25 protein-coding genes and 3 pseudogenes are annotated in these 26,649 nt (G+C 72.4%); 14 read left to right on the top strand and 14 right to left on the bottom strand.

The genetic code is table 11. The features are described 5' to 3' along the window. Window positions 1-17: 17 nt before the first annotated feature. The 7 genes and pseudogenes from ABD323_RS05330 to ABD323_RS05300 all read right to left on the bottom strand — a co-directional run bounded on the left by ABD323_RS05330 (window position 18) and on the right by ABD323_RS05300 (window position 5,170). The gene (locus ABD323_RS05330) at window positions 18-656 is read right to left on the bottom strand and encodes a cation transporting ATPase C-terminal domain-containing protein (RefSeq protein WP_344439837.1); all 639 of its coding nucleotides are present in this window, start codon (window positions 654-656) and stop codon (window positions 18-20) included. Continuing rightward, window positions 638-1,375 (bottom strand): HAD-IC family P-type ATPase, encoded by a 738-nt coding sequence (locus ABD323_RS05325; RefSeq protein WP_344439751.1) that lies wholly within the window; start codon window positions 1,373-1,375, stop codon window positions 638-640. Before ABD323_RS05325 ends, ABD323_RS05330 begins: the two co-directional genes overlap by 19 nt. A gap of 130 nt (window positions 1,376-1,505) precedes the next feature. Next, a pseudogene (locus ABD323_RS05320) lies at window positions 1,506-2,513 on the bottom strand (HAD-IC family P-type ATPase); the annotation flags it as partial. Between the two features lie 42 nt (window positions 2,514-2,555). After that, on the bottom strand, window positions 2,556-2,885 hold the full coding sequence (locus ABD323_RS05315) for a cation-transporting P-type ATPase (protein WP_425555868.1): 330 nt from the start codon (window positions 2,883-2,885) through the stop codon (window positions 2,556-2,558). Window positions 2,886-3,024: 139 nt separating this feature from the next. Further along, a complete protein-coding gene (locus ABD323_RS05310) occupies window positions 3,025-3,456 on the bottom strand; it encodes a CBS domain-containing protein (RefSeq protein ID WP_344439746.1) in 432 nt (143 codons plus the stop codon). Window positions 3,457-3,470: 14 nt separating this feature from the next. Continuing rightward, entirely contained in the window at window positions 3,471-3,629 is a 159-nt protein-coding gene (locus ABD323_RS05305; protein ID WP_344439744.1) for a hypothetical protein, read from the bottom strand. 611 nt (window positions 3,630-4,240) lie between these two features. Continuing rightward, window positions 4,241-5,170 (bottom strand): pyridoxamine 5'-phosphate oxidase family protein, encoded by a 930-nt coding sequence (locus tag ABD323_RS05300; RefSeq protein WP_344439742.1) that lies wholly within the window; start codon window positions 5,168-5,170, stop codon window positions 4,241-4,243. A 239-nt stretch (window positions 5,171-5,409) separates the two neighbouring features. Between ABD323_RS05300 and ABD323_RS05295 the strand changes: the two are divergent. Continuing rightward, window positions 5,410-5,844, top strand: a pseudogene (locus tag ABD323_RS05295) (MBL fold metallo-hydrolase); the annotation flags it as partial. 260 nt (window positions 5,845-6,104) lie between these two features. Here ABD323_RS05295 and ABD323_RS05290 read toward each other — a convergent pair. Next, window positions 6,105-7,280, bottom strand: coding sequence for a Rossmann-fold NAD(P)-binding domain-containing protein (locus ABD323_RS05290; RefSeq protein ID WP_344439740.1), 1,176 nt, complete (start codon window positions 7,278-7,280; stop codon window positions 6,105-6,107). A 159-nt stretch (window positions 7,281-7,439) separates the two neighbouring features. Between ABD323_RS05290 and ABD323_RS05285 the strand changes: the two genes are divergently transcribed. Then, complete coding sequence (locus ABD323_RS05285; RefSeq protein WP_344439738.1) at window positions 7,440-11,069, top strand: hydantoinase B/oxoprolinase family protein; 3,630 nt, start codon at window positions 7,440-7,442, stop codon at window positions 11,067-11,069. A 335-nt stretch (window positions 11,070-11,404) separates the two neighbouring features. On the opposite strand, the gene ABD323_RS05280 is transcribed toward ABD323_RS05285, so the two are convergent. From ABD323_RS05280 to ABD323_RS05270, 3 genes are all read right to left on the bottom strand, one after another. After that, window positions 11,405-12,052: an Rv1733c family protein gene (locus ABD323_RS05280; protein WP_344439736.1), complete on the bottom strand. Its 648-nt coding sequence runs from the start codon at window positions 12,050-12,052 to the stop codon at window positions 11,405-11,407. A 71-nt stretch (window positions 12,053-12,123) separates the two neighbouring features. Continuing rightward, entirely contained in the window at window positions 12,124-12,624 is a 501-nt protein-coding gene (locus tag ABD323_RS05275) for a universal stress protein (protein ID WP_344439734.1), read from the bottom strand. 80 nt (window positions 12,625-12,704) lie between these two features. Beyond that, window positions 12,705-13,598, bottom strand: a complete 894-nt coding sequence (locus ABD323_RS05270) for a universal stress protein (protein WP_344439732.1) — start codon at window positions 13,596-13,598, stop codon at window positions 12,705-12,707. A 570-nt stretch (window positions 13,599-14,168) separates the two neighbouring features. Here ABD323_RS05270 and ABD323_RS05265 point away from each other — a divergent pair. From ABD323_RS05265 to ABD323_RS05250, 4 genes are all read left to right on the top strand, one after another. Then, window positions 14,169-15,365, top strand: coding sequence for a glycoside hydrolase family 75 protein (locus tag ABD323_RS05265; protein WP_344439730.1), 1,197 nt, complete (start codon window positions 14,169-14,171; stop codon window positions 15,363-15,365). A 342-nt stretch (window positions 15,366-15,707) separates the two neighbouring features. Next, complete coding sequence (locus ABD323_RS05260; RefSeq protein WP_344439727.1) at window positions 15,708-16,721, top strand: right-handed parallel beta-helix repeat-containing protein; 1,014 nt, start codon at window positions 15,708-15,710, stop codon at window positions 16,719-16,721. 77 nt (window positions 16,722-16,798) lie between these two features. After that, window positions 16,799-17,248, top strand: a complete 450-nt coding sequence (locus ABD323_RS05255) for a hypothetical protein (RefSeq protein ID WP_344439725.1) — start codon at window positions 16,799-16,801, stop codon at window positions 17,246-17,248. Next, window positions 17,245-17,649 carry a nuclear transport factor 2 family protein gene (locus ABD323_RS05250; protein ID WP_344439723.1) on the top strand — a complete coding sequence of 135 codons (405 nt, stop codon included), beginning with the start codon at window positions 17,245-17,247 and terminating at the stop codon, window positions 17,647-17,649. Before ABD323_RS05255 ends, ABD323_RS05250 begins: the two co-directional genes overlap by 4 nt. Window positions 17,650-18,347: 698 nt before the next feature. Here ABD323_RS05250 and ABD323_RS45915 read toward each other — a convergent pair. Further along, window positions 18,348-18,494 (bottom strand): annotated as a pseudogene (locus ABD323_RS45915) (OsmC family protein); the annotation flags it as partial. A gap of 238 nt (window positions 18,495-18,732) precedes the next feature. Between ABD323_RS45915 and ABD323_RS05240 the strand changes: the two are divergent. The 4 genes from ABD323_RS05240 to ABD323_RS05225 all read left to right on the top strand — a co-directional run bounded on the left by ABD323_RS05240 (window position 18,733) and on the right by ABD323_RS05225 (window position 22,022). Then, complete coding sequence (locus ABD323_RS05240) at window positions 18,733-18,999, top strand: metal-sensitive transcriptional regulator (protein ID WP_344439719.1); 267 nt, start codon at window positions 18,733-18,735, stop codon at window positions 18,997-18,999. 129 nt (window positions 19,000-19,128) lie between these two features. Continuing rightward, a complete protein-coding gene (locus ABD323_RS05235) occupies window positions 19,129-19,314 on the top strand; it encodes a hypothetical protein (RefSeq protein WP_344439717.1) in 186 nt (61 codons plus the stop codon). Between the two features lies 1 nt (window position 19,315). Then, the gene (locus ABD323_RS05230) at window positions 19,316-19,705 is read left to right on the top strand and encodes a DUF302 domain-containing protein (RefSeq protein WP_344439715.1); all 390 of its coding nucleotides are present in this window, start codon (window positions 19,316-19,318) and stop codon (window positions 19,703-19,705) included. 145 nt (window positions 19,706-19,850) lie between these two features. Further along, on the top strand, window positions 19,851-22,022 hold the full coding sequence (locus tag ABD323_RS05225; RefSeq protein WP_344439713.1) for an MMPL family transporter: 2,172 nt from the start codon (window positions 19,851-19,853) through the stop codon (window positions 22,020-22,022). 311 nt (window positions 22,023-22,333) lie between these two features. On the opposite strand, the gene ABD323_RS05220 is transcribed toward ABD323_RS05225, so the two are convergent. Further along, window positions 22,334-22,612, bottom strand: a complete 279-nt coding sequence (locus ABD323_RS05220; protein WP_344439835.1) for an SHOCT domain-containing protein — start codon at window positions 22,610-22,612, stop codon at window positions 22,334-22,336. 525 nt (window positions 22,613-23,137) lie between these two features. Here ABD323_RS05220 and ABD323_RS05215 point away from each other — a divergent pair. Then, entirely contained in the window at window positions 23,138-23,431 is a 294-nt protein-coding gene (locus ABD323_RS05215) for a hypothetical protein (RefSeq protein WP_344439711.1), read from the top strand. Between the two features lie 76 nt (window positions 23,432-23,507). Here ABD323_RS05215 and ABD323_RS05210 read toward each other — a convergent pair whose 3' ends face one another. Then, entirely contained in the window at window positions 23,508-23,924 is a 417-nt protein-coding gene (locus tag ABD323_RS05210) for an ester cyclase (protein WP_344439709.1), read from the bottom strand. A gap of 423 nt (window positions 23,925-24,347) precedes the next feature. On the opposite strand from ABD323_RS05210, the gene ABD323_RS05205 reads away from it, so the two are divergent. The 3 genes from ABD323_RS05205 to ABD323_RS05195 all read left to right on the top strand — a co-directional run bounded on the left by ABD323_RS05205 (window position 24,348) and on the right by ABD323_RS05195 (window position 26,629). Further along, window positions 24,348-25,277, top strand: a complete 930-nt coding sequence (locus ABD323_RS05205) for a universal stress protein (protein WP_344439707.1) — start codon at window positions 24,348-24,350, stop codon at window positions 25,275-25,277. 375 nt (window positions 25,278-25,652) lie between these two features. Continuing rightward, on the top strand, window positions 25,653-26,348 hold the full coding sequence (locus tag ABD323_RS05200) for a CBS domain-containing protein (protein WP_344439705.1): 696 nt from the start codon (window positions 25,653-25,655) through the stop codon (window positions 26,346-26,348). Further along, on the top strand, window positions 26,345-26,629 hold the full coding sequence (locus ABD323_RS05195) for a dsRBD fold-containing protein (RefSeq protein WP_344439703.1): 285 nt from the start codon (window positions 26,345-26,347) through the stop codon (window positions 26,627-26,629). The genes ABD323_RS05200 and ABD323_RS05195 overlap by 4 nt, the downstream gene beginning before the upstream one ends. Window positions 26,630-26,649: the final 20 nt, after the last annotated feature.

Here is a 26,649-nt window from a genome sequence, read left to right as displayed (position 1 = left end):
GACCCTGGAGGGACTGCTCACGGTGGGCGGCGGCCGTGCTCGGCGCCGATCCGCCGGGCGTGGGCGACGATGTCGGCGGCCGCGTGTTCGCTCACGTCCAGGGCGCGGGAGAGGTGGCGCGCACTCCAGCCGTGACGGGCCAGCAGGACGGTCAGGGGGTGGTGCCCGCCGGTGTCGGGCGCGGGCGCGGGGAGAGCCGGTGCGGGCGGGCTGGGCCGGGGCACGGGGGAAGGGCCGGCGCGGTGGCGCAGCAGGGCCCGGCGCAGTTCGTCGGCGCCCCAGACGACGAACGGGAAGGGCAGCACGGTGGCGAGTTGGAGCGGGCTGAGGGCCGCGGTGCCGAAGACGGAGTGCAGGGGCGGCAGGTAGACCAGTGCGGCGGCGAAGGTGAGCGAGAAGGCGATGCCGCCGAGCAGCTGGCGGTTGCCGAGGACGCCCACGGAGCGCAGCGAGGCGTGCTCGGTGCGCACGGCGAAGGCGGTGCCGATCTGGCAGGCGACGATGCCGAGCCAGGTGACGGTGGTGGCCTGCTGGTAGGTGTGGTGCAGCGCGGTGCCGGTTCCGGTGGGGTCGCCCGGGTGCCAGCCGCCGCGGCCGAGGGTGAGGAAGTAGCCGCCCATGACGAGGGCGGCGGAGATCAGTCCCAGGAACCCCACGCGCGGGCCAGCATCGCCGGTTGGATGACGCCTTCGCCGCGCGGGCGGGGCGGGCGGTCCATCAGGCCGGGTTCGGCCTGCTCGCGGCCCAGGGCGAGGGCGGGCAGGGTGTCGGTGCCCAGGTCGATGGCGAGGATCTGCATCACCGTCAGGGGCAGCGGGACGAGGCCACCGGCGAGGGCGAAGACCAGGAACGGGAGGACCTCGGGGACGGCGTGGGCGAAGATGTAGACGATGAACTTGCGGATGTTGTCGTAGGTCCGTCGTCCGGCTTCGACGGCGGCGATGATGGTGGCGAAGTTGTCGTCGGTGAGCACCATGGTCGCGGATTCGCGGGCGACGTCGGTGCCGGAGCGGCCCATGGCGATGCCGATGTCCGCGCGGCGCAGGGCAGGTGCGTCGTTGACCCCGTCGCCGGTCATGGCGACGGTGTTGCCCTCGGCGCGCAGCGCGTCGGCGATCCGCAGTTTCGCCTCGGGTGAGGAGCGGGCGAAGATCACCTCCTCGCCGCGGGCGAGCAGGGTGTCCAGTTCGCGTTCGCTCATCGCCTCCAGTTCGGTTCCGGTGACGATGCGCATGCCACGGTGGCCGATGCCGACCCTGGCGGCGATGGCGGCCGCGGTCAGGCCGTTGTCGCCGGTGACCACGTGCACCGTGATCCCGGCCCGGTGCGCCAGTTCGATGGCGTGGGCGACCTCCGGGCGCGCCGGGTCGGCCATGGCCACCAGGCCGAGCAGGCACAGGTGCCGTTCGGCGTCCTCGCGGCTGCCGGGCGGCGCCTGTCCGGGGCGGCAGGCGTCGACGGGCCACGGCCAGGACCCGCAGCCCGCGTTCGGCCAGCGAACCGACGGTGCGCACGATCCGAGCCCGGTCGGCGGGGGTGAGCGGGCGCTCGTCCCCCTGGTCGAGGAGGGTGTCGGAGCGGAGGAGGAGTTCCTCCGGTGCGCCCTTGCTGTGCAGGACCACGGCGTCGTCGTCCGCCTCGGCGTCGGCGGTGGTCATGAGCTTGATCCGCGGATCGAATCGGAACACCGACCGTCGCAGCCGGTCGCGCTGTTCGGGTGGGGCCCGGTCACCGAGGCGCTCGGCGAGGTCGAGCAGTGCGAGTTCGGTCGGGTCGCCGGTGGGACGACCGTCCGTGCCGGCGGCCGGTGTCGCGGTGGTGCAGACGGCGGCGGCCGCGGCCAGCAGGTGGACCTGCTCGGGGACGGCGATGGGGACGGCGTCGCCGACGTCGATCTCGCCCCGTGGAGTCCAGATGGTGGTGACCCGCATCCGGTTCTCGGTCAGCGTTCCGGTCTTGTCGGTGCAGACGACCCTGGTCGAGCCGAGCGTCTCGACGGCGGAGAGCCGCTTCACCACCGCACCGCGCCGGGCCAGGGCGCGCACACCCGCCGCGAGGGCGAGGGTGACCGTGGGCAGCAGGCCCTCCGGGACGTTGGCGACCAGCAGACCGATCGCGAACGTCATCGTGGCCGTGAGCGACAGTCCGGAGGCCAGGCCGAGCGGGACGAACGCCACGCCCACACCCACGGCGATCACCGCGATCAGTCGCGCAACCCGCTTGACCTGGTGCTCCAGCGGGCTCTCCTCACGCCGGGTGCGCTGGCTGAGCGCCGCGATCCGGCCCAGCTCCGTGTGCATGCCGGTGGCCGTGACGACCCCCAGCCCCTGCCCGCCGGTGCACGTCGTTCCGCTGAAGAGCAGCTCGCGGGCCTGGAGCAATGGGCCGGAGGAGTCGACGAACTCGGCCGAGCGGAACACCGGGACCGACTCGCCGGTCAGCGCCGACAGGTCCACCTCCACCCCACCCGACAGCAGGCGGGCGTCCGCGCAGATCCGAGAGCCCTCCTCCACCACCAGGACGTCACCCGGCACCAGGGTGCTCGCCTCGACCTCCTAGCGCACCCCGTCGCGCACCGCCGCCGCGCGATCCGGCAGGAACGCGGCCAGGGCCTCCACCGCCCGCTCCGCCTGCTGCTCCTGCGCGAAGGCCAGCAGGGCGTTGAGCACGATCACGGCCAGGATCGCCAGCGCCAGTGCCGGTGCGCCGGTGGCCGCGGCGAGAACGGCCGCCACGGTCAGCAGCAGCGCCAGCGGTTGCGTGAACTGCTGGGCGAGCTCGCGGTGCCACCGGCGCCCGCCGCGGCGTGCCAGCGTGTTCGGCCCGTAGACCGTCAGCCGGCGTGCCGCCTCGCGGGTGGCCAGGCCCCGCGGTGAGGTTCGCATGTCGCGCAGGAGCACGGACAGCGGCTCGCGTGGGTCGGGCGGGTCGAGCGGCTCGCGTGGGTCGGGCGGCTCGGCCCCGGCCGCGCTGTCCGCCGGCGGATGGCGCGTCAGGGGCGCTGTCCTGTCGGCCATGTCCCGCTCAGTCCGTCGTCTGCCCCGGGCCACCCCTGGGGCCTTCGTGCAGAACGCTCCAGGAGATGGGGCCGAGCAGGTCGGCCAGGTGCTGCAGGACGTCGCGGAAGAGGTCGTCGACGGCGAGCATGCCGACCGGCCGGTGATCGTCGAGGACGGGCAGGCGCCGGACGCCGCTGCGGCGGAAGAGTCGGTAGGCGGTCTCCAGGTCGTCGGTGACGTCCAGGGTGACCACGGGCGTGGACATCAACTCGGCGACGGGCGCGGTCGCGTCGAGTCCGCGGGCGAGAGCGCGGAGCGCGAGGTCGCGGTCGGTGACGACACCGCACAGGTGCTCGCCGTCGGCGACCAGGAGGCACCCGACGGCCTCCTCGTCCATCCGCTGGGCCGCCTGCCGCACGGTGACACGGGGGGCGACGACCACCGGAGGGGAGGTCATCAGGGCGGAGACCTTCACCGCGCTGCTCCGCCCGCGCGGGTGGCCCGGATGTCGCCGCGGTCGGCCGGCGCGGTCGGTCCGATACCGATGACGATCTCCTGGAACGGTGCGTCGCGCCCCACCGCGATCAGTGCATGGGTCATGACGTCACCCACGGTGTGCAGATGCTCCATGATGCTCTCCTCGACGGGGACTCGATCGTGGCAGTGCCGCGGCCACGGGTGACCGGGGATGCGACTGTCACTGTCAGAGGTGCGGCGTGTGGGGCCCGACCCGGCTGGGCACGAGGGGGCGTCCGGGGTCATCACGTCGTGGACGGTGCGGTGCTGCATGGCCCTCACACCTCCTGGGTGTGGATCCCTGCCGAGGGAAGGATCGCCCTCCACCTCCCAGCCTCCGCCCACGCCACCGACCGCGACCAGGGCCGATCGGTCCCTGCCCGGCGACCGGGCGGCCCGGACGCGCCGATCCCGTCGGCCTCGCGGTGCAGCGGGAGCGACGCCGGTCGAGCGCTGCGGGTGGTCTGCTCGGGGTCGGGTTCCGGCGGGAGAGCGGAGGCCGGGCCGGGGATCAGGCACACGACCGGGACGGGCCCGCGACTGCTGACAGATCCGAGCACACGGGGAAGAGCAGGACGTGCGTCCGCCACCATCGGAAGAGTCGCGCGGCACCTGCCGGGCCGTCGGTCGGCACGACCACGACGCGGGAGGCCGTATCGGTAGCGGCTCATGATTCCTGCCGGCTGATCCACCGGGCGCCCGCGCGGCGACGATGCCCGCCGGCGTCAGCGGGTCGGTTCGTCGGTGGTCCGGATCGCGCGGCCGCTGATGTCCGTCGGTCTGATCCGGATCCACAGGTCCCGCTCGCCGCCCGCCCAGGGGGACGGCTCGTCCCGTTGCTTCAGGTGGGCGAGCGCGGGCCGGTCGTCGATGAGGGTGGCGGTACCGGTGACCAGCACGCTCCAGCCGGTGCGCAGCACCTCGTCGATCCGGTCGACCTCGAAGGCGATGCGCTCACCCACGGTGGTGGCCAGCGGGCCCTCGGCAGCCGTCCGGAAGATCACCGTTCCGTCCAGCACCCAGTAGTTGACCGGCAGGACGAGGGGACCCGCTGCCGTGCCGAGGGCGACCCGGCCGACACCGTCGGTGGACAGTCGATCCCAGCACTCGGCACGGGCCAGCTCCTCCAACACCGGATGTGCGGCGGCGCCCGCCCGGCCCGGCGGCAGGTCGAGTCCGCCACCGAGCAACTGGTCGACCGAGGTACCCAGGACACCGGCGAGCCTGGCCAGAGCTCCCCTCTCGACCTCGGTGGGGGAGGTTTCCAGGTACTCCAGGTACGGCACCGCCATGCCGGCCCGGACCGCGGTCTCCTCCCGGCTGAGTCCCAGCTGCTCACGACGCGACGCGACTCGTCGGCCGAGGTCACCGGGGTTGCCCGGCTTGGCCCGCGCCTCGCTCCGCGCTGTCTGCGCGGAGGTGTGCGGCCGGTCGGACGGCCGCTGCGGGTGCCCGTTCGGGTCTTGGCCGGTGAAGTGGTGCAGGTGGGTGTCCGGGCCGGGAAAGAAGAGGGTGGCGTGGTCGGTGTCAGACCACCGGACCTCCCACGGGGGCTCGCCGTCCGGGCGGTGTACCGCGATCACCTCTCCGTCGCGCGGCGGTACGCCGGGACGGGTGCCCTCCACGATGACGCGGTCTCCGATGGCGGCTCTCATGGCAACCTCCCGAGAGGATCTTCGGCGGTGGACGGCGCGGTCTCGGCCGCTGAGCGGATGGCGCGGGTCCCCGTTCGACGCCGGGTTTCCAGCCTGACCGCCGCCGGTTGTGGTCGCATCCCGGGCGGACGGGGAGGATACGGGCCGGCACAGCGGGAGCCCAGCAGCCGGTCACGCGACCTTCGTCTTCCGGGTCCTTGCACAGGGCCGATCGGTCTGTGACCGAGGGCGCCTGACCCATGCCGCGTGAGCGTCGCAGTGTGACAGTGGACTGGCGGGGATCTCGGTGCGCGCGCAGGAGCGGCGGGCCAGGAGAGGCGGTCATCATGGTCGGCGCCATCGCGAGTGACAGGAACGCCGGGAGGAGCGGCCCGGAGCTCCGGCCGGGGCTGCTGACCTTCCTCGGTGGGGTCGGCACCGTCACCGGCAGCAAGTTCATGGTCGAGACCGACCACGCCCGGGTGCTGGTCGACTGCGGCATGTTCCAGGGCGTGGCCGAGCTGCGGCGACGCAACTGGCGTCCGCTGCCGCTGGCCCCCGAGGACGTGCACGCCGTCGTCCTCACCCACGCCCACCTCGATCACTGCGGCTACCTGCCCCGCCTGGTGCGGGACGGCTTCCACGGCCGCGTGGTCTGCACACCCCACACGGCCCGCCTGGCCGAGATCGTGCTGCGCGACAGCGCCCACCTGCAGCAGGAGCAGGCCGAGCACGCCAACTCCCATGGCTGGTCCAAGCACCGCCCCGCCCAGCCGCTCTACGACAACCACGACGTCGACCGCGCGCTGAGCCTCTTCGCTGCGATGTCGCCGACGGGACGTTGCCGGCCCGCTGCCACCAGCGTTGCGCCGACCGTGCGGCGGCGATCGCGCGCCACGCCGGACTCTCGGCCGAGTCGGCTCGGTAGCACCCGGGGCGAGCTCGTGGGTCGGCGTCAGGGCGTGCCGGCCGCGGCGGTCGCCTCGAGCAGGAGCCGCTTGGTCGGTTCGTGCAGCACGCTGCCGTGGTGGGTCGCCACGACGGCGGCCTGCACGGGGTCGCTCAGGTCGATCGTGAGGGGTCCACCGCGCTTGAGGTGGCGGAGCAGGGCGGTGACGTTGTGCGCGTAGGCGGTCGACGCGGTGACCGGGACCTGGGCGGGGAGGTTGCCGGCGCCGATCACCGTGACCGCGTCGCCCACCAGGGTGAGGGTGTCCGGCTCCGCGCACTCGACGTTGCCACCCGGCGAGTCGGCCGAGCCGACCGCCAGGTCGACCACGACGGAGCCGGGGCGCATGGCCTGCACGGCCTTGGTGGTCAGCAGCACCGGCACCGGGCGGCCTGGCGGGTCGAGCGCGGCGATGACGATGTCGAAGCGGGGCAGCGAGTCGGCCAGCCCCTGGCGCAGCTCGGCCAGCTCGGAGTCGAGTGTCCGGGCGAGCGCGGCACCGTCGTCCACGGGCCGCAGTCCCGGCAGGTCGAGGAGGGCGGCACCCAGCTCGGTGGCGTCCTGGCGGGCCCGTCGGCGCAGTTCGTGGGCGTGGACGAGTGCGCCGAGCCGGCAGGCGGTGTCGACGGCCTGGAGACCGGCGGGCCCGGCGCCGACGACCAGTGCCCGGACCGGCTCGAACGTCGCCTCCGACGAGCCCCAGGGCGGCAGGCAGCGGCGCGTGCGTTCGGCCGCGAGGAGAACCGCTCGGTAGCCACTGACACGGGCCTGGGAGGTGAGGGCGTCCACCGGGTGTCCGGCACCGAGGCCGTCCGGGACCAGGTCGAGTCCGACGGCGGTGACACCCTGGTCGGCCCACTGCCGGATCTGGAAGGGGATGAGCGTCGGTTGCAGCATCGCGATCAGGAGCTGTCCGGGCCGGAAGCGATGGGAGGGGCCGAGCAGGGGGACCCGCACGCCTGCCAGGAGGTCCGCGTGCCGAAGGATCTCGGCGCGCGGGACGACATCCGCGCCGGCCTCGGCGTAGGACTCGTCGTGGAACAGGGCCCCGGCCCCGGCACCGCGCTCCACCAGGACGGCGATCCCCAGGGCGTCGACCGTGTGGACCAGGTCGGGGACGAGAGCGACCCGCCGTTCGCCCGGTGCGGTCTCCCGCAGCACACCCAGGGTCAGCGCCGTCATAGCCGCCGCACCGCCTTCTCGCAGAGATCCTCATGCCCAGTATGTCGCGTTTGCGGCCACCGCTCCCGCGGTCGGATACTCGTCCGGAAGGCGGCTACTCGTCCGGAAGGCGGCGCGAAGGCGACCGGCGTGCCTGGCCGGGAAGCGGAGGAGCCGGAGATGGCCCGCAGGGGTTGGCAGTTCTGGGTGGACCGCGGGGGCACCTTCACCGATGTCGTCGCGCTGAGTCCCGAAGGCCGTTTGCTGACCCACAAGCTCCTCTCGCACGACCCGGCGCGATACCGTGACGCCGCCGTCGCCGGAATCCACGCCCTGCTGGCGGCGGCGGGGGAGGGCGACCGGATCGACGCCGTGCGGATGGGCACCACGGTGGCGACCAACGCCCTGCTGGAGCGCAGGGGCGAGCCGACCGTCCTGGTGATCACCCGCGGCTTCGCCGACGCGCTGCGGATCGGTTACCAGAACCGTCCGCACATCTTCGACCGGGAGATCGCCCTTCCCGAGCCCCTCTACGAGCGGGTGATCGAGGTCGACGAGCGGATCACCGCCGACGGAACCGTCCTGCGCGCTCCTGACCTCGAACAGCTGGCACGGGACCTGCGCCTCTGCCATGGGGACGGCATCCGCTCGGTGGCGGTGGTCTGCCTGCACAGCTACCTGCACCCCGACCACGAGCGGGCGATCGGCCGGCTCGCCGCGGAGATCGGGTTCCCGCAGGTGTCGCTCTCCAGCGAGGCCAGCCCGCTGATGAAGCTGGTCCCGCGCGGCGACACCGCCGTCGTGGACGCCTACCTCTCGCCCGGACTGCGCCGCTACGTCCGGGACGTGGCCGAGGAGTTGAGCGGCGTGCGGCTGATGTTCATGCAGTCCAACGGCGGACTCGCGGAGGCCGGCCACTTCCGCGGCAAGGACGCGATCCTCTCCGGGCCGGCAGGCGGCATCGTCGGCATGGCGCGGATGTCGCAACTGGCCGGCTTCGAAAAGGTGATCGGGTTCGACATGGGGGGCACCTCCACCGACGTGTCGCACTTCGCCGGCGAGTACGAGCGGGTGGTCACCACCCAGGTCGCCGGGGTCCGGCTGCGGGCGCCGATGCTCGCGATCAGCACGGTGGCGGCCGGCGGGGGCTCGGTGCTGCACTTCGACGGCAGCCGCCTGCGGGTGGGTCCCCAGTCGGCGGGGGCCGACCCCGGTCCGGCCTGCTACCGGGGTGGCGGTCCGCTGACCGTCACCGACGCGAACCTGATGCTGGGGCGCATCCAGGCCGAGCACTTCCCGCACGTGTTCGGACCCGGCGGTGACCAGCCACTGGATGGGGAAACGGTGAGCCGTCGGTTCCACTCGCTCGCCGAGGAGATCACCGCTCGCACCGGAGAGCGGCGCTCGCCCGAGGAGGTGGCCGAGGGGTTCCTGCGGATCGCCGTCGACAACATCGCCAACGCCGTCAAGCGGGTCTCCGTGCAGCGGGGACGCGACGTCACCCGGTACGTGCTGACCACCTTCGGCGGCGCGGGCGGCCAGCACGCCTGCGCCGTGGCTGATGCCCTGGGCATCGGCAGCGTCCTGGTGCCCCCGATGGCCGGGGTGCTCTCTGCGCTGGGCATCGGACTGGCCGACACCACCGTTCTGCGCGAGAAGGCGGTGGAGCGCCCGCTGGAGGCCGCGTCGATGAAGGAGGTCCGGGCGATCGCGCAGGCGTTGGAGTCGCAGGCCCGCGCCGAACTGCTCGACGAGGGCGTCGCGCCCGAACGCATCGAGGTCGTCCATCGCGCGCGCCTGCGCTACGACGGGACGGACACCACCCTCCAGGTCGCACTGGACGTGCCGAGCGTGATGATCGCCGCCTTCGAGGCGCGTCACCGTGCCACGTACTCGTTCCTGATGGAACGTCCGATCGTCGTCGAGGCCCTGTCGGTGGAGGCCATCGGTATCACCGAGCAGCCGGACCTCGGTGTGCCGGGCGGATCCGGGGCCCGCTCCGCAGGGACCGCACGGTCCGTAGGGACCGCACGGTCCGTGCGCCTGTTCACGCGCGGAGCCCGGCGCGAGGTGCCCCTGTGCGAGCGCGAGTCGATGCGGCCGGCCGAGACCGTGACCGGTCCGGCGATCATCGCCGAGGCCAACGCCACCACCGTGGTGGACGACGGCTGGCAGGCGACCGTGACACCGCTCGGGCACCTGGTGATGGAGCGGGTGGTGCCCCGCGCGGACGCAGGCGCCGGAACCGAGGCCGACCCCGTGTTCCTGGAGATCTTCAACAACCTCTTCATGGCCATCGCCCAGCAGATGGGCGCCCGCCTGGAGTCGACCTCGCAGTCGGTCAACATCAAGGAACGTCTCGACTTCTCGTGCGCGCTCTTCGACCCGGAGGGCAACCTGGTCGCCAACGCCCCCCACATCCCCGTCCACCTGGGGTCGATGGGCACCACCGTCAAGGAGGTGATCCGGCGCCGTGGCGACACGATGAAGGCCGGCGACGCGTATGCCGTCAACGACCCCTACCACGGCGGCACCCATCTGCCCGACGTCACGGTGGTGACGCCGGTCTTCGATCCCCCCGGTGAGCGCATCCTGTTCTTCGTCGCCTCACGCGGCCACCATGCCGAGATCGGCGGACTCACCCCCGGCTCGATGCCGGCGACCAGTCGGCACATCGACGAGGAGGGCGTTCTGTTCGACAACTGGCTGCTGGTCGAGGACGGGAGGCTGCGCGAGGCCGAGACCCTGCGCCTGCTCACGCAGGCGCCCCACCCCTCCCGCGACCCGGCCACCAACCTCGCCGACCTGCGCGCCCAGATCGCCGCCAACCGCAAGGGCGTCGACGAAGTCGCCGCGATGATCGACCACTTCGGCCTGGAGGTGGTGCAGGCCTACATGCGGCACGTGCAGGACAACGCCGAGGAGGCGGTCCGCCGAGTGATCGACACGCTCGCCGACGGCGCCTGCCGCTACGAGACGGACTCCGGCGCGGTGATCGCCGTGCGGATCTCCGTCGACCGTGAACAGCGCCGCGCCACCGTGGACTTCACCGGCACCTCGCCGCAGCTCGACTCCAACCTCAACGCGCCCTCCGCCGTGGTCACCGCGGCCGTGCTCTACGTCTTCCGCACCCTGGTCGCCGACGACATCCCCCTCAACGACGGCTGCCTACGCCCGCTGAGCATCGTCGTGCCGGCCGGGTCGATGCTCGCACCGCGCCATCCGGCCGCCGTGGTCGCCGGCAACGTCGAGACCTCCCAGGCGATCTGCGGCGCGCTCTACGCCGCACTGGGCATCCAGGCCGAGGGCTCCGGGACGATGAACAACGTCAGCTTCGGAAACGAGCACCACCAGTACTACGAGACGATCGCCTCCGGTGCCGGAGCGGGCAGCGATTTCGACGGTGCGAGCGTCGTGCAGACCCACATGACCAACTCCCGCCTCACCGACCCGGAGGTCCTCGAATGGCGCCTGCCCGTCCTCCTGGAGGAGTTCTCCGTCCGGCACGGCAGCGGCGGCACAGGCCGGTGTCGGGGAGGTGACGGCGCGCTGCGCCGGATCCGGTTCCGCGAGCCGATGACGGTGAGCATCCTGTCGGGACACCGCCGGGTGGCCCCCTACGGCATGGCCGGCGGTTCGCCCGGAGCGCTCGGCGTCAACCGTGTCCGTCGCGCCGACGGCACGGTGGTGCCGCTGAACGGCTGCGACCGCGCGGACCTCGCGGCGGGAGACGCCCTGGAGATCGAGACGCCCGGCGGGGGAGGCTACGGCAGCGGCCCGACCCACGATTCCGGTCGGCCGGGCGGGTGAGAAGTCGGACCCGGTGATCGGCGACGAACGCGAGCCGACCCTCAGCCGGCTGCTCGCCGGGGGCGCCCGGTGCTGGTGCTCGGTTCACGGGGGACGGGGACCGTTCGGGGCTTCCTGCTCGGCTCCGTCAACGGCCCACCCTCGTGGTCAGGCGGGCCAGCATGGTGCGGAACCGGGTGTGCTCGGCCGGGCTGAACCTGGTGAGGAGCCACCTCGGGCCACCCGCCTTCGCTCCAACAGGGACAAGGCGGTTGCCGTCCTGCGGAATGACCACCGTCATATCGGCTGGGCGCGGGCGTCCTCGGCGGGCGAGGCCTGATGACGGCAGGGCCGGTTCAGCCGGGCTGGGGGCCGTGGGTGCCGGGGCCGCGCAGGGAGCGTCCGGTCCAGACCGGCTCCGTGCGGGCCCAGGAGTCCTGCCAACCCCTGGCCGCCGTGCGGGCCAGGAAGTGCAGCCGCAGGCCGAGGCCGGAGGCGACGAGGACGGACAGGCAGCCGAGGGTGAGCAGGCCGAAGCAGGCGGCGTCGCCGACGAGGTCGGCGGCGCTCGCCGGAGGGGCGGCGAGCCGGCCGGCGTCGGTGACCCGGATGCTCACGGTGCTGCCCGGGAGGGCGTGCCGGGTGACGTCGACCGTTCCGGTGTCCTGCTGGCCGGCCGGGTCGGTCCAGGCGGCCTTCGCCTGGTATCCGGTCCGGCCGACAGCGGCCGTGGCAGTGGCCCGGCGGGCCGGGGTCAGGACGATCGCGTCAACACGGTGCAGCCGAGCGGCCGTCACCGCTTCCTGCCGCTGGGCGGATGCCAGCTCGGTGGTCCCGGCGGCCGCGCCCAGCGGGGCGGCCAGCGCGAGGCCGAGTGCTGCGAGCAGCAGTGCCCGGCTGCGGCTCCGGTCGAGGGGGCGAAGCAGCTCGTTGCGCTCGGTGCCAAGGGCCCGGCGCAGGTGCCGGCGCCACCTGCGGACGGCGGGGCGGGGTACGTCGGGCATGTCCGTTGCTCCTCGGGGACGGGGACGGGGACGGGGGTGCGGTGACAGGGGGACGCGCGTGTTGGTCGGCCTCAGCGGTGCGGGATCACCGCGACCGGGGAGTCGGCGTGATGGAGTACGGCGTGGGCCACCGACCCGAGCCGGGGCCCGAGTTCGCGACCGCGCTCGCGCCGGCCGACGACGATCAGGTCGGCGTCGCGGCCGGCGTCCAGCACGGACTGCGCCGCCGAGCCCAGCCGGACCTCGGCGGTCAGTGCCACCTCGGGGTACGTGCGCCGCCAGGCGACGAGGGCTTCGGACAGCAGGGCCTGCTCGGCCTCCTCCTGCTCGGTGACCTCCAACCGCGGCGGGGCCCAACCGAGGGCCGGCCAGGGCGAGAGCGGCGTCCGGGCGTGGACGGCCCGCAGGCGCACTCCGCGCAGGGCGGCTTCGGTGAAGGCGAAGTCGATGACGGAGTCGGCGAGTTGGCCGGTTTCCACCCCGACCACGATCTCCCGCCCGCCCCGCTCCGGGTCAACGGTGGGCTGCCCGGCGCGGACCAGGACCACCGGGGTGTCGACCCGTGCGGCCACGGCGAGGCCGACGGAGCCGACCAGCAGACCTGCGTGGGGCGCCGAACGGCACCGGGCACGGCCCCGCGTAGGGCCTGCGATCAGGCGTGCGGAACGACCGCGACGGGTGCCGGGGCATGGTGGATCACCGCGTGGGCGACCGGGCCCAGCCGCGGCCCCACGCCCAGCGACCGGTCACGTCGACCGACCACGAACAGGGCGGCCTCGCCAGCGGCGTCGACCAGCGCACCGGCCGCGCCGCCGGCCCGGACGTCCTCCACGACCAGGACCTGCGGGTACTTCTCCCGCCACGGCGCCAGCGCGTCCGAGACCAGCCTCGTCGCCAGCGTCTCCAGCAGGCGACGGTCCTCCTGTGACGGCACCCATCCCGCGGCGTAGCCGTAGTTGTAGGTGGGCGGCGTCTCCCAGCCGTGCACCACGTGCACCGGAGCGCCGCGCCGCGCGGCCTCCTCGAAGGCGAAGTCCAGCACCGGACCGGCGGGGACCTGCGGGTCCAGCCCGACGACGACCTCCGGCACGGCGTCGCGCGGCACGGCGTGCTGTGCCGCGCGCGGGTTGGGCGGCATCTCGGCCCGCACCAGCACCACCGGTGTGTCGCAGCGGCCGACGGTCGACAGGCTGACCGAGCCGACCAGCAGGCCGTGGAACCCGCCGAGTCCCCGGGTGCCGAGCACCAGCAGCTCGCATTCGGTGGCCGCCCGCAACAGCGCGTCGACCGCCGCGCCCGCCACCACCGAGGTGGCCACCTCGACTCCCGGATGCGCGGCGCGCAGCTCGTCGGCGAGGCCGTCCAGCATCCGCCGGGCGGCTTCGCGCAGGTCGGCGAGCAGGAGCTGGTCGCCGTTACCGGAGTTGGGCCAGGCGTGCAGGAGCCGCAGCGGCGCCCCGCGGCGGAGCGCCTCGGCGGCCGCCCAGTGCGCGGCCGCTCCGCTGCGCTCCGGGGTGTCGATGGCGGCGAGAACAGGGCGGTTCATGGCAGTGCCTCCAGCGGGCTCGGGATCCGTCGGGACCACTGTCACCGTCGTCGACGGTCGCCGGACAGGGCCCGCGTGGCCCGTAGCCGGGGCCGTTGGTCCCTCGTGAGGATGGGCCGCGGTGGGCTGACCCACCGTCAGGAGTGGAGGTGGATTGTGCCATCCGAAGGGTCCCGCTACGTCCGTGGCCACGACCGGCGCAAGCCAGGGCACGGCCGAGCAGGTCGCGTCGGGCGTCGCTGCTCTCGCGTCGTCCGAGTGGCCGATGCAGGTGGCCGGGGCGCTCGGGTACGCGGTTGTGCCGAGCAGCTTCTTCTCGGGTTCTTCGAGTGGATGGTGCAGCGTCATCGACGCCGGTGTGCCCTTCGCGTGGGTGACTGCGGACGAGGCGTTCGCACCGGTCCCACAAAGGGCCTCACCCAGCCGCGAGTTGCTCGCTTGGACTTCGCAAATCTAGCTAACGCGATGATTGCGTGGTGGGGCCGAAGGTGCTTCGATTCAGTTAGGCAACTTTACTAACCAGTGACGGAGGCCCCCACCGCCATGTCATCGACCCGGACACGCCTCGCCGTGGCAGCCGCCGCGGCCCTCGCGCTCGCCACCCCACTGGCCATCGCGAACGCCGACGCGGCCACGACCCCCAGCACCGTCCAGGCAAACGCCGCCGCCGCACCGGCCGCCGGCTCGTACACCCCAGCCCAGGTCCTGGCCGGCATCCATCAGAACTCGACGGCCGCGAACCAGGTCAACACCAAGCCCCACATCAACACCATGACACGGGCCCAGAACGTGAACGTGTACCAGGTCGCGAAGGGCGTCTACGCCTACACCTCCAGCATGGCCATCGACACCGACGGCAGCGATCCCGACCCCGACCCCGATCACCAGGGCGACACGACCTGGTCGGACAGCAGCGGCAAGGCCCTGGGCGCGCACCACGTGCCCTTCTACGTGCTGGGCGACGACTGCTGGGACCGCACGTCCCCCTGCCCGCACTTCTTCTACAAGGAACACGGCATGTCGGGTCGTCAGTTCGCGCTGATGTTCTACAACGGCAAGGTCATCGGCTCGATCTTCGGCGACACCCAGACCGCGAACAACCAGCAAACCTCGGACAACGACTCCCGCGAACTGGGCGAGGCCTCCGTCAAGGCCGCCCAACTCCTCGGCATCCCGAGCAGCGGCACCACCGGCGGCGTCGACAACGGCGTCACCGTGGTCATGTTCTCCGGCTCCTCCTGGGTCGTGAACGGCACCAACGCCAACCTCAACGACAACGCTCAGGCCCTGGTCCAGAAGGCCCTCGACAGCCTCGGCGCAAGCATGGCCGGAGGCACGCCGCCCAGCAGCCCCCCGCCGACGAGCCCTCCGCCCACGACGACCCCGCCGACCGGCGGGAACACGTCGTACGAGGCCGAGGCGGCAACCCTGGCCGGCGGCACCACCGTCACCAGCTGCGCCCACTGCTCCGGCGGCAAGAAGCTCAGCTACCTGGGCAACGGCGGCACCGCGACCTTCACCGGGATCTCCGAGCCGGCCGCGGGCAGCTACACCATGACTGTCTCCTTCCTGAGCGTCGGCCAGGCCCGCACCGCCACCGTCACCGTCAACGGCGTCGACCAGACCGTCAGCTTCCCCGAAACCCCGGACTACAACACCGTGGTCACCAAGACCGTCACCGTCCAGCTCAAGGCCGGCAGCGGCAACACCATCGAGTTCTCCAACCCCTCGGCCGGAGCGCCCAACCTCGACCGCATCGTCGTCTGAGGAGGGTCGGGGACTGGCACGGTGGCCGATGCTCCGTTTCCAGTCCCCGCCCCGCCGCCTCACCGTGCATGCGGTGCACACGGCTTTGCGACATCGTTCACCGCTGGGCACGCACTGGCGCCCCGCGTACGTTCTCGATCAGGTGGTGGAGCCCGAGCCGGGTGATCCCCCATAGGCGTAGCGGGTGGTCCAGTTCCGACCCCCGAACCCCGTTCTGCGAGGCTGGGCCGGTCACTCGCCGACGACGGGCCATGTGATCGCGGCCGCCTGCAGAAAGAAGAAGCACGGCTGCGATGCAGATCGCGGCTGCGGCCTCCCCGTACCCCCACTTGGAGGCACGACATGCCCAAGGGCACCAGCACCACATCCCACCGCTCCGTCCCGACCGGCACGGCCGCCGTCGCGGTCCTGGTCCTCTCCGTCCCCATGGGACAGGCCGTCGCGGCTGCGACGGCGTCGTCCACGGTCAGCGTCTCCACCGCGGCCCAACTCGTCAGCGCCCTGGCCGCCGCCAAACCCGGCGAGACCATCAAGCTCGCCGACGGAACCTACAAGGGAGTCTTCAGGACCACCGCCAAGGGAACCTCCTCGGCGCCGATCACCCTGACCGGGAGCTCCAAGGCCGTGCTGACCTCGGGCGGCGGCAACGGCTACGGTCTGTGGCTCGACGCCGCGCCCTACTGGCTCCTCACCGGCTTCGCGGTGACCGGTGCCAGCAAGGGCATCGTCATGGACGCATCCCCCTATGTGACGATCAACGGTGTCACCGTCTCCAAGATCGGCTACGAGGGCGTCCACTTCCGCTCCGGCAGTAACCACGGCGTGATCGAGAACTCCTCCGTCCACGACACCGGCACCAGTGAACCCGGCTACGGCGAAGGCGTGTACATCGGCTCGGCCAACAGCAACTGGGACCAGTACGCCGGCCCCACCGGAGTGGACGCCTCGGACTACGTCCAGGTCCTCAACAACAAGATCGGCCCCAACGTCGCCGCGGAGGGTGTCGACATCAAGGAGGGCACCCACTCCGGCGTCATCCGCGGCAACACCTTCGACGGCACCGGCGAGAAGGACCAGAACTCTGGCGACTCCACCATCGACGTCAAGGGCGACGGCTACACCATCGATTCCAACACCGTCACCCACCCCTACACCGACGGCTTCCAGGTCCACAACGTCTACGCCGCCTACGGCTGCGGCAACACCTTCACCAAGAACAGGTTCACCCTCGGCGGCGCCGCCGGCTACGGCATCAACGTCACCGACAACAGCGGATGCAAGACCAAGAACACCGTCTCCACCACCAACACCTCCACCGGAGGCAAGGGCTTGACCAACATCCCCACCACCAAATAGCAGACCGAACACACTCGACCTCCCACCCGTGCACACTCCCCACCGTCCAGTCCATCGCGCGCCACAGACCAGGCGTCATGCCCGGTGACGGCAGCCCCGAACACCGGTGGCGCCCACGCCAGATCCTGACCGGACGCGGGCGCCACCGGGACCGCGGGAGCGCTGCAAGGTACTGGCGTTCCGCCTGGACACGGGTAGCGCGTCTCGGTCTCGGCGCGCACGGCGCGGCGGCCGGCCGCGGCTTGCGGAACCGCCTCCTCTCGACCGGATGCGCACCGTCGCGCCGGGCGGTTGACTGGAACGAGGGCGCGGGCGTCACCGAACGTGGGGTGATCGGGGTTCGACGGGGCGCGCTCGACGCGACCGACGCCGGGGCCGCCGGGCAGGACCGGGAGACCTACCTCAACGAGCGGCTCGACCTGGTGGTCGCCGACGGTGGCTTCGCCGGCTGTCCGCCCGGTGCCCGCGCATCGTCACCACGTCCTGCGCCGCTGCCGGCGCCGCACAGCGCGAAAGGGTTCTCATGAGCGCCGAGAGCAACACCGCCACCGTCAAGTCGATCTACGAGGCCTTCGGCCGGGGAGACGCCCGGACCATCCTGGACGCGTTGAGCGACGACGTCGACTGGGCCACCGAGACCACCTCGACGGCAGCCCCTTGGTACGGGCCGCACCAGGGGAAGGCCGAGGTCGGGGCCTTCTTCGAGCAGTACGGTTCGAGCGTGGAGACCGACGAGTTCATGCCGACCTCCTTCGCCGCGAACGATTCCGAGGTGCTGACCGTGGTGCGACTGCGTGCCCGGGTCCGCGCCACGGGTCAGCCGGTGACGATGGACCTGCACCACCGCTTCACCTTTCGCGACGGCAAGGTCGTCCACTACCGCGGCAGCGAGGACACCGCCCAGGTGGCTGCCGCCTTCGGCGCCTGAGCCAAGCTGAGCCGAGCCGAACGGCGGCGCCGCGGATCAGCCAGCCTGTGGGTCCGGCGCACAGGCCGACGTCGGCCACAGCGAGCAGCCCGCCGGAGCGCCACGCCGCGATGTGCTGCGGGAACACGACGAACTGCGCCACGGCTGCCACCACGCGCTGTACCAGCCGGCCGTCTACGAGGAGATACCAGGGCCGGTGCGCACCGACCTTCACCGCCGCGCGATCACCGTCCTCCGGGTCCTCCCCTCGCCTCCACTGGTCAAGGTCGCCCACCACGCCCGGGCAGCGGGGGACAGTGACACGTGGCTGCGGTTCGCCAAGGCGGCCGCCGACCAGGCCGGGGCAGTCGGGGACGACGGAACCGCGGCTACCCTACTCAACGACATCCTCCAGCACCCCCGGCTCGACAGCCAGGACCGCGCCCGGTCCGCGGTGGCCCTCAGCCGGTCCGTCGTGGAGCGAATCGACTACCGGCGCAGCATCGCAACGCTGAAGACAGCGCCCCCACCGTGGCACGCGACGCGGTGCTCGGCGCCGTCGGCCGACGTGGTCGCCTCGGCGAGTCCGGAGTCGTTGCGGGCGATGGTGAAGACCTTCGCCGAGGCGATGACGTCCGCCGACGTGGACCGGGCCTGCGGCGGGTTCTGTGGACGGTGCAGTGCGAGGCGACGGCCAGGAGGGCCTCGTGACGGGCCGGGTCCAGCCCGGCGGGCACGTCGAGGACGAGGCGGATCTCGCTCACCCGGGCGGGCCGGTCGGAAGCCATCGCGAACTCGGCCCTGACGCACAGGCCTTGCGGATCGACACGGTGGCGGGTGAGGTAGCGGCCGGCGTAGAACGCCACGCAGGAGGCGAGCGGGGCGGCGAACAGCTCGGTCGGGTGGGGCCGGTGTCGACCCCGCCGTCTGCGATCGGAGCCGGCTGCGTGTGGGTCGGCGGGTGCGACGTGGTCGGTGCCGCAGCGGGCTACTCCCCGGCTCGGCGCGGGGCCCGGTCCGGCAGGCCGCCGTGTTGGGCCTCTCGGGGAGATATACCCCACCGGGTACACTTGGCCACAGTGGTTCACTCGAAAGGTGACTGGTATGCAGGTCGACGACGATGCGGTCGGCGCGGTTCTGAACCGGCTCCGCCGCGCCCAGGGGCAGCTCGCCGGCGTGATCGCGATGATCGAGGCCGGGCGCGACTGCAAGGACGTCGTCACCCAACTGGCGGCCGTCTCCCGTGCGCTCGACCGGGCCGGCTTCAAGATCGTTGCTAGTGGCATGCGCCAGTGCATGGCGACCGCGGACGGCGACGCGCCGCCGATGAGTGAGGCCGAGCTCGAGAAGCTGTTCCTCGCGCTGGCCTGAAGTCGGGCGCGTACGGTCGGCGAGGCCGAGAGGTGGGAGCGCCACCCCGGGCAATCCGGGATGTTTGTCTCTTCACCGGGAGATCTGTACTCTCGAAAATACCCGTGGGGGTATTGAGAGCTATGGCGGATGGCCGAGGTGGACATCGAGGCCGCCTCGGTGGCGGACGGGACCACCGCGTGGGCGCACTCCGGCCGGGGGCTGGAGGTCGGCGCGTTCACCGCCACGCCCGACGGCGGCACGGCTGCTCACTGGGCCACGGCCGCTGCCCGCATTCCGGACTACGCAGACATCCTTTTAGCAAGCTGGAGTTGACATGGACTACGGCATTACCGTCACCCTCGACACCCCGTTTCCCGCAGCGGTCGAGCGGGTGCGCGCGGCGCTCGCGGAGCAGGGCTTCGGCATCCTGACCGAGATCGACGTCCAAGCCACGCTGCGGGCCAAGCTCGGCGAGGAGATGGAGGACTACCTGATCCTCGGAGCCTGCAACCCGCCGCTCGCCCACCGCGCGCTCGGCGTCGACCGGCACATCGGCCTGTTGCTGCCGTGCAACGTCGTCGTGCGCACGGCCGACGGCCGCACGGTGGTCGAGGCGATGGACCCGCAGATCATGGTGCAGGTCACCGGACGGCCGGAGTTGGCCGCAGTGGCCGACGAGGCCGCGACCCGCCTGCGCCAGGCCCTGGACGCCCTCGTCGGCTGACCCACCACTCCCCGGCGGTCGTTCGGCCGACTGCGGTTCGCACCCGCGGTCAGCCGTCCTCCGGGGATTTTCTTGGCACTTCTATATACCCCCACCGGTATATGGCCGGCGATGTCGGTCCATTGCCCCGTATCGAGGAGCTCCCTTGAACAGCTCAGCACCCGTCCTGACGGACGGTCCGCCCCAGTCGGGGCCCGGGTCCGCAGCCGCGCGCCCCGGTCTGCTCGGCCGCCTCGGCGTCTGGTCGGTGCAGCACTTCAAGACCGTCCTGGTCGGCTGGCTGGTGGTGGTGGCCGCGCTCGGCGCCTTCGCCCCCCAGGTCACCACCGCGCTGTCCGGGGCGGGGTGGCAGGCGAACGGCTCGGACTCCGTGAAGGTCCGCGCGCTCGCCCAGGACCACTTCGCGGGCAACGCCTCCTCCGCGCTGCAGATCGTGGTGCACGCCGACCGGCCGGTCACCGACCCCGCCGTCCAGCAGGTCATCACCAGGGCTGAGGCGACAGCCGGCGCCGATCCCCGGGTCTCCGTCGTGATCCCGCCGCAGCCCGGCGCCACCGTCAGCCAGGACGGCCGCACCGCGATCCTGCTCGCCGGAGCCAAGGCGAACCCGGATGAGATGGTCCGCGCGGCCGACGACCTCAAGGGCCCGCTCGCCGCCCTGTCCGGCAACGGTGTTCAGGTCAACGCCACCGGCGCCTCCGTGCTGTGGAGCGACTTCAACACCGCCAACCACGACGCGATGATGAAGTCCGAGATCATGTCCTGGCCGGTCACCCTCGCGATCCTGGTACTGGCCTTCGGCTCGCTGGTCGCCGCCGGCCTGCCGCTGCTGCTCACCATGGCCGGCCTGGCCGCCTCCGCCGGCTCACTCGTCCTGATCAGCCACCTCTTCCCGGTCTCCATCTGGGCGATGAACTTCGCCATGATGTTCGCCCTCGCCCTGGGCATCGACTACGCCCTCTTCCTGGTGATGCGCTTTCGCGGCGCCCGCACGGGCCGCCACCGCGGCACCGCCGAAGCGGTGGGCGAGACCATGGACACCGCGGGCAAGGCCGTCCTGCTCTCCGGGGCGACCGTGCTGGTCAGCCTCTCCGCCGTGATGCTGGTCCCGTCCCCGGCGTTCCGCTCGATGGCCGGCGGCATCATGCTCGCCGTCCTGTTCGTGCTGGCCGCCACCCTCACCCTGCTGCCCGCCGTCCTCGGCAGGCTCGGCCACCGCGTCGACGCCCTCGCCCTGCCCTGGGTCAGGACCGGCGAGCAGCGCTCACCGCGCTTCGCCGCCTGGGGCGAACGCCTCTGGAAGCACCCGCTGCGCTACGGCGCCCTGGCCCTGGTCGCGCTGCTGGCCCTGGCCGCACCGGTGATCGGCCTGCGCACCGCGATGCCCTCCATCACCGTCATCCCCACGACCGACAGCGCCCGCGCCGGCTACACCACCGTCCAGCAGGCCTTCGGCCCCGGCGCCCCCGGCACCCTGCAGGTCCTGACCCCCACCAGCCAGGCCGCCCGGAGCGCGGCGACCGTCGCGGCCACCCCCGGCATCGCCGGCGTCATGCCCACCCAGGCCGCCGCGGACGGATCCGGCTGGTCGATGATCCAGGCCGTCCCCACCGTCGACCCCTCCAATCCGCAGCTGGGCACCACCGTGCACACCCTGCGCGCCGAACTCCCGCACGACACCCTGGTCGGCGGCGCCGCCGTCGAGAACCTCGACCTGCAGCACCTGCTCACCCAGAAGACCCCACTGGTCATCGGCGTGGTGATGGGACTGGGCTTCCTGCTCCTGCTCATCGCCCTGCGCGCCCCGCTGATCTCCGCCCTCGGCACCGCCGCCAGCCTGCTCTCCACCGGTGCCGCCTTCGGCGTCGCCCGCCTGATCTTCCAGGACGGCCACGGCGCCGGGCTGCTCGGCTTCCACCCGCAGGGCTTCCTCGACGGCTGGGCCCCGGTCTTCTTCTTCGCGATGATCTTCGCCATCGCCATGGACTACACCGTCTTCCTGCTCGCCTCCGCCAAGGAGCACTACGAACGCACCGGCGACCCGAAGGAGGCGATGGTCGGCGCCATGGCGCACTCCGGCCGCGTGATCTTCGCAGCCGCCGCGGTCATGGTCGCCGTCTTCTTCACTTTCTCCCTGTCCGGACCGCTCCCGCCCAAGGAGATGGGCGTCGTCCTGGGCGTCGCCGTCCTGCTCGACGCCGCGCTCGTCCGGCTCGTCCTGCTGCCGGTGCTGCTCCGCCTCACCGGCCACGCCGCCTGGCACACCCCCGCCTGGCTCGACCGCATCCTCCCGAAGATCCCCTTCTCGCACGGCTGACGCACCCCTGGAGGCGGGCCTGTCGCACCGGCAGCCCCGCCCACCGGGCCTGTCGGACCGCGCGGGACCTCAACCGGCCGACTGTCGGCGCTCCCCGCACCGCGCGCCGGGCCGGCCGCTGCTTGCGGTGGGGGCGGGACGGCTCGGCGCGAGCGAGCCCACCGAGGAAGGGTGGGCGAAGTCGGTGGCAGACGCCACCGCGGACGGCGACGCGCCGCCGATGGGCGAGGCCGGGCTACGGGAAGCTCCTCCTCGCCCTGGCCCGACTCCTGACGTGGAGGGCGGCCCCGTGCGCCGTGTCGGCGCCTGCGTCACTCGTGGGTGCTCTGCGGTGGGGAGGAGCGCAGCGTCGCCAGACGCCTGCGGTACTCCTCGTCGTCGATCTCCCCTCGAGCGAGGCGTTCGGCGAGTAGCTGTTCGGCTGCGGGCGGGGGCGCGGTGGCGGGGCGATCGGTGGGGGGCGGGGTGCGGCCCAGAGCACGGAAGAGCATGATGCCGACGACGATGATCACGGCCAGGAGCAGCAGCATGCCCAAGGACATCCCGAACCAGCCCCACCCGCTCATGCCGTGGTCGTTCCAGTACATCATCAGGCTCACTTCCCGACGTGCCACGGTGCGGGCCCGGTACCCGCAGGATGCCTCACCTCCACACTCTCGCGGTCCGGGCGCAGGGGCAGGGGCCATCCGGCCCCGGTCGCCAGGGGCGGCCGGCCCGATGAGGCCGCTCCTCCTCTCCTTCCGCGCCATCGGCGCGACCGGGGCCCTCCCGTGTCCACCTTGGCCAGGGCCACCGCCACTGGGGCTCCGACCACGGCGATGGCGCAGGCGAGGATCGCAGGCTCCACGAGGACGGCCCACACCGCCCGCAACCGGCCTCGCCTGGAGGGCAGCGGGGGAGCGACCCGCAGTCGTCCTGGCCGAGGATGGCGCTGACCGGCGGCTCCGAGGCGGTCTGCACCGTCAGGTGCGCCTGAAGGGTGCGATCATCCCGGGCCAGGGCCGCCGTTGCACGGGCTCGGCAGCCCGGGCCGAAGGGGGACGTGTGTCCGGTTGTCCCGGCCCGGCGAAGTGGGAGGCTTGGCCTGGGAGGCGTTCCTTCCGGAGGTGGCGGTTATGATCATCGCTTTGGCCATCTGCTTGGGCTGGCTGGTCGCGGGTTCGGTACGGCTTGTCGCCCGCTGGTTGCGGCCGGGTCAGCCGCCCGGTAGCGGGCAGCGCACGGACGCTCGCGAACGGCGGGTCGATCCTCCGGGTGCGGTCACGTGGGAGGAGGCCGAGCTGTTGCTCACGGCCGGGCTGCTCGCGGGTCTGGTCGGGCAGGCGGATTACCAGGACGGCCTGGAGCTGCTGGCCTGCGCCGATGATGAGCGCAGCCCGCTCGAAGTGCCGTCGCTGCGCGAGCGGTGAGCGGCCGGTGGCGCCAACCAGGAGCCGACACGGTGCCGATGGCACGCATCACGGACCTGTTCGAGGTGACGATGGCTCACTCGTACCTATCGAGGGCGAACTGAGGGTTATAGGGAAACGTCGCGAGCCGACAGCGGCCGGAATCGACGTCCATGAAGTCGATCCCGCGCATGTCGAAACGGTGATCGTGCGGCGTGAAGCCCTGGAACGGCTTGCCGTTGAACGTGCCCGTGATCCGCCACGCGACGGCTACGCGCTGTCCGTCGCCGGTTACGGCCTCAACGGTCATCGAGAAGTCCGGCAGGGTGCCGAGGAGTTCAGCGAAGAACTCGCGCACGGCGACCCGTCCGCGTCGCTCTCCGAAGGGGAGGACGTCGTACAGGGCATCCTCGTGGACGAGTTCGGCGAAGCGGTCGAGATCACCGGCGCTGAGGGCTTCGGCCGCGCTCCGCGCAACCTCGACCGGTGGTGCAGACGAGGCGGGTGCGCTCATGTCCTTCTCCTGACAGTCGCCCCGGGGCGCGTGCCCCCTCAGCATCGCGCGGCGTGCTGAGCGGCGCCAACCGGCCGGAGACCGTGGCTGGAGGGCCGAGCCGGGTTCGCCGCTCCCGCCGCCGAACACCTGGTGGCGCGAATTCCGGGGCAGCGCCTCCTAGTCTGGGAGGATGCGCATCGGCGTGGTCACGGTGTTCCTGTGCGGTGACGTGAGGCTCGGTCGCGGTGTCGGATTCCTCGTCCCGTCGGCTTCTCCTGGCCCTGGGGCGAGGCCCTGACCGTGCAGAACCTGGTCGAGCGACTGACCGGGCGGGCCGGTTGCCGGATCGACGAGGACGACTACCCGCGCCTGACCACCCTGAACAGCGCCGCCTCGTTCCTCGTCGAGCGGACCTGACGGTTCGGCGTAGCCTCGCCGCCCGTGCGCGCGGCATCGCCGGTACGGCTGGAGGACATCGTGCAAGGACCGATCGTCGTCGGATTCGACGGATCCCCCGAGAGCGCGGCTGCCGCGGAGTGGGCCGCACGCGAGGCGGCGCGCCGTGGCCTACCGCTGGAACTCGTCCAGGCCTGGCCCTGGCCCCCGAGCCACGTGCTGGGGAGCGAGTCCGCCGTGAGCTGGGGCAGAGCGCGGCTCACCAGCAAGGAGGTCGCACTCCACGCGATGTTCTCCCGCGTGGAGGTGAGCGCCGCGCACCTGCCCGGCGCCCCGGTCGCGGTGCTGGAAACAGCCGGGAAGCACGCGACCGTGCTGGTCCTCGGTTCACGGGGGATGGGCACGGCGCAGGGATTCCTGGTCGGTTCCGTGGGCCAGGAGGTCCTCGGGCGGGCCGACTGCCCCGTGGTGCTGGTCCGGGCGGGCGAGACGGCAGCGGACGAGCACGTGCCGACCGCCGCCGGCCGGGACCCGGCGGACACGCCCTACCGGGAGGTCGCCCTGGGACTGGACCTGCGCCACCCCTGCGATCCCGTCCTCGCCTTCGCCTTCGAGGCCGCCGCGCTGCGCTCGGCCCCGCTGCGCGTGATCCATGCCTGGGGGTCCTCCCTCGTCGGCGAGTACATGGCCCTCGGTGCCACGGCGGGCCTGGCGGTGCGCGTCGAGCAGAGCGAGAAGGAGGCGCTCTCCAGCACGTTGCGTCCCTGGCGCGAGCGGTACCCGCAGGTCGAGGTCCTGCCCAGGTCGGTACTCGGGAGCACGGCACCCGCCTTGCTGGATGCCGCCGCACGGGCCGGGCTCCTGGTGGTGGGCCGCCGCAGCCGGCGTGCGCCGCTGGGTCCACACCTCGGGTCGGTCACCCACGCGGCCGTCCACCATGCGTCGTGCCCGGTGGCGGTGGTGCCCTGCGGCTGAGCCGACCGCGACCGGTGGCTCCCCGTCGTCCCAGGTGTGACCCATGAGTACGCATGTCCATGCGAGACCGCGCAGCGGCCTCGGTGTGAACGACGACGGTGAGCTGGTGGAGCAACTGCGGTGCGGCTGTGGCGAGAGCTGGACGAAGACACACCTGCTGGAGGGTGGGCAGGCCGAGCAGCGGGAGATCGCTCCACCCGCGCGTGATCACGGCGATCGCGCAGTCGCCGGGTGCGCCGCACTCGCCATGGCCGTGATGCGCCCGTCGGCCCCGGTTCCCGGGACGCACGGCCCGCAAGCCGACAGCTCGGCGTGGTCGTAGCGTGGGATCGAGGAGGGAGTGTCGGCGGCGACCAGAACCGGGTGAGGTGGGTGATGCGTCATCGCACCGTGCAAGAGCTGATGACCCGCGAGGTCGTGCGGGTGGCTCCGGAGAGCGGGTTCCGCGAGATCGCGGAGCTGCTGACCGAGTACGGCATCACCGCGCTGCCCGTGGTGGACGGCGAGGACCGGCCGGTGGGAGTCGTCTCGGAGGGCGACCTCATTCGGGCCCAGGCGGCCCAGGAGGACCCCGGCGCGCTGCTGCCGCCGCCGGCGGACCGGTCGGTGGCGAACACGGTGATGACGGCCAGGGAGCTGATGAGCAGCCCGGCGGTCTGCGTCGCGCCCGGCGCCAGTGTCGTGGCGGCCGCCCGGCTCATGGACCGCCACCGGGTCAAGCGCCTGCCGGTGGTGGGGGAGGACGGCCGACTGGTCGGACTGGTCAGCCGTCACGACCTCCTCCAGGTGTTCCTCCGCGATGACCTGGCGATCCGCAGCGAGATCGTGGAGGACGTGCTCAGCCAGATCGAGGGAGTGAGCCCGGCAGCGCTCGGCGTCGAGGTCGAGCAGGGGCACGTGGTACTGAGCGGCACCCTCGAACCCCCGTACCTGGTCCCGATCGTGCTGCGCCTGTGCGGCGCGGTGGACGGGGTGCTCTCGGTCACCGACCGGACGCGGCGGGCGTACCCGTCATCGGGACCGGGGGCGGATCACGAAGCAACGGAGAACGAACGGAGTTCCCGGTCATGAACACCACCAGTGTGCCCGCAGACGCGCCGACCCTGCGCACCAAACGATGGTCCCTGCGCCTGGACCTCTTCGAGGAAGGCGACGTCACCAAAGTCCACGCGGTCCTCGACACCGGTGACAACACGCTCGAGAGCCGCACCACCGCTCGCCGCAACCCCGACGACCCGCCGGTGGCGGAGATCGGCGACGAGTACGCGGCCGGCCGGGCCCTGGTCGATCTGGGGCAGCAACTGCTGAGGGCCGGGCGGGCCGACTCGCAAACCAACGCGACCGGGGCCTGACCTCGCTGACCCGTGGGTCG

This window comes from Kitasatospora nipponensis, assembly GCF_039528135.1.
Taxonomy (GTDB): Bacteria; Actinomycetota; Actinomycetes; order Streptomycetales; family Streptomycetaceae; genus Kitasatospora; species Kitasatospora nipponensis.
The sequence above is the reverse complement of the archived record's forward strand: the minus strand, read 5'-3'. Positions and strand labels throughout refer to the sequence as shown.

Bases quoted from the DNA above. Each gene is read 5' to 3' on its own strand.
- ABD323_RS05200 (WP_344439705.1), top strand. From the start codon at position 25,653: ATGCGTCATCGCACCGTGCAAGAGCTGATGACCCGCGAGGTCGTGCGG.
- ABD323_RS05210 (WP_344439709.1), bottom strand. From the start codon at position 23,924: ATGAGCGCACCCGCCTCGTCTGCACCACCGGTCGAGGTTGCGCGGAGC.
- ABD323_RS05280 (WP_344439736.1), bottom strand. From the start codon at position 12,052: ATGCCCGACGTACCCCGCCCCGCCGTCCGCAGGTGGCGCCGGCACCTG.
- ABD323_RS05260 (WP_344439727.1), top strand. From the start codon at position 15,708: ATGCCCAAGGGCACCAGCACCACATCCCACCGCTCCGTCCCGACCGGC.
- ABD323_RS05315 (WP_425555868.1), bottom strand. From the start codon at position 2,885: ATGCGAACCTCACCGCGGGGCCTGGCCACCCGCGAGGCGGCACGCCGG.
- ABD323_RS05300 (WP_344439742.1), bottom strand. From the start codon at position 5,170: ATGAGAGCCGCCATCGGAGACCGCGTCATCGTGGAGGGCACCCGTCCC.
- ABD323_RS05250 (WP_344439723.1), top strand. From the start codon at position 17,245: ATGAGCGCCGAGAGCAACACCGCCACCGTCAAGTCGATCTACGAGGCC.
- ABD323_RS05255 (WP_344439725.1), top strand. From the start codon at position 16,799: ATGCCCGGTGACGGCAGCCCCGAACACCGGTGGCGCCCACGCCAGATC.
- ABD323_RS05230 (WP_344439715.1), top strand. From the start codon at position 19,316: ATGGACTACGGCATTACCGTCACCCTCGACACCCCGTTTCCCGCAGCG.
- ABD323_RS05325 (WP_344439751.1), bottom strand. From the start codon at position 1,375: ATGGCCGACCCGGCGCGCCCGGAGGTCGCCCACGCCATCGAACTGGCG.
- ABD323_RS05270 (WP_344439732.1), bottom strand. From the start codon at position 13,598: ATGAACCGCCCTGTTCTCGCCGCCATCGACACCCCGGAGCGCAGCGGA.
- ABD323_RS05290 (WP_344439740.1), bottom strand. From the start codon at position 7,280: ATGACGGCGCTGACCCTGGGTGTGCTGCGGGAGACCGCACCGGGCGAA.
- ABD323_RS05285 (WP_344439738.1), top strand. From the start codon at position 7,440: ATGGCCCGCAGGGGTTGGCAGTTCTGGGTGGACCGCGGGGGCACCTTC.
- ABD323_RS05310 (WP_344439746.1), bottom strand. From the start codon at position 3,456: ATGACCTCCCCTCCGGTGGTCGTCGCCCCCCGTGTCACCGTGCGGCAG.
- ABD323_RS05305 (WP_344439744.1), bottom strand. From the start codon at position 3,629: ATGGAGCATCTGCACACCGTGGGTGACGTCATGACCCATGCACTGATC.
- ABD323_RS05235 (WP_344439717.1), top strand. From the start codon at position 19,129: ATGGCCGAGGTGGACATCGAGGCCGCCTCGGTGGCGGACGGGACCACC.
- ABD323_RS05240 (WP_344439719.1), top strand. From the start codon at position 18,733: ATGCAGGTCGACGACGATGCGGTCGGCGCGGTTCTGAACCGGCTCCGC.
- ABD323_RS05220 (WP_344439835.1), bottom strand. From the start codon at position 22,612: ATGATGTACTGGAACGACCACGGCATGAGCGGGTGGGGCTGGTTCGGG.
- ABD323_RS05215 (WP_344439711.1), top strand. From the start codon at position 23,138: ATGATCATCGCTTTGGCCATCTGCTTGGGCTGGCTGGTCGCGGGTTCG.
- ABD323_RS05195 (WP_344439703.1), top strand. From the start codon at position 26,345: ATGAACACCACCAGTGTGCCCGCAGACGCGCCGACCCTGCGCACCAAA.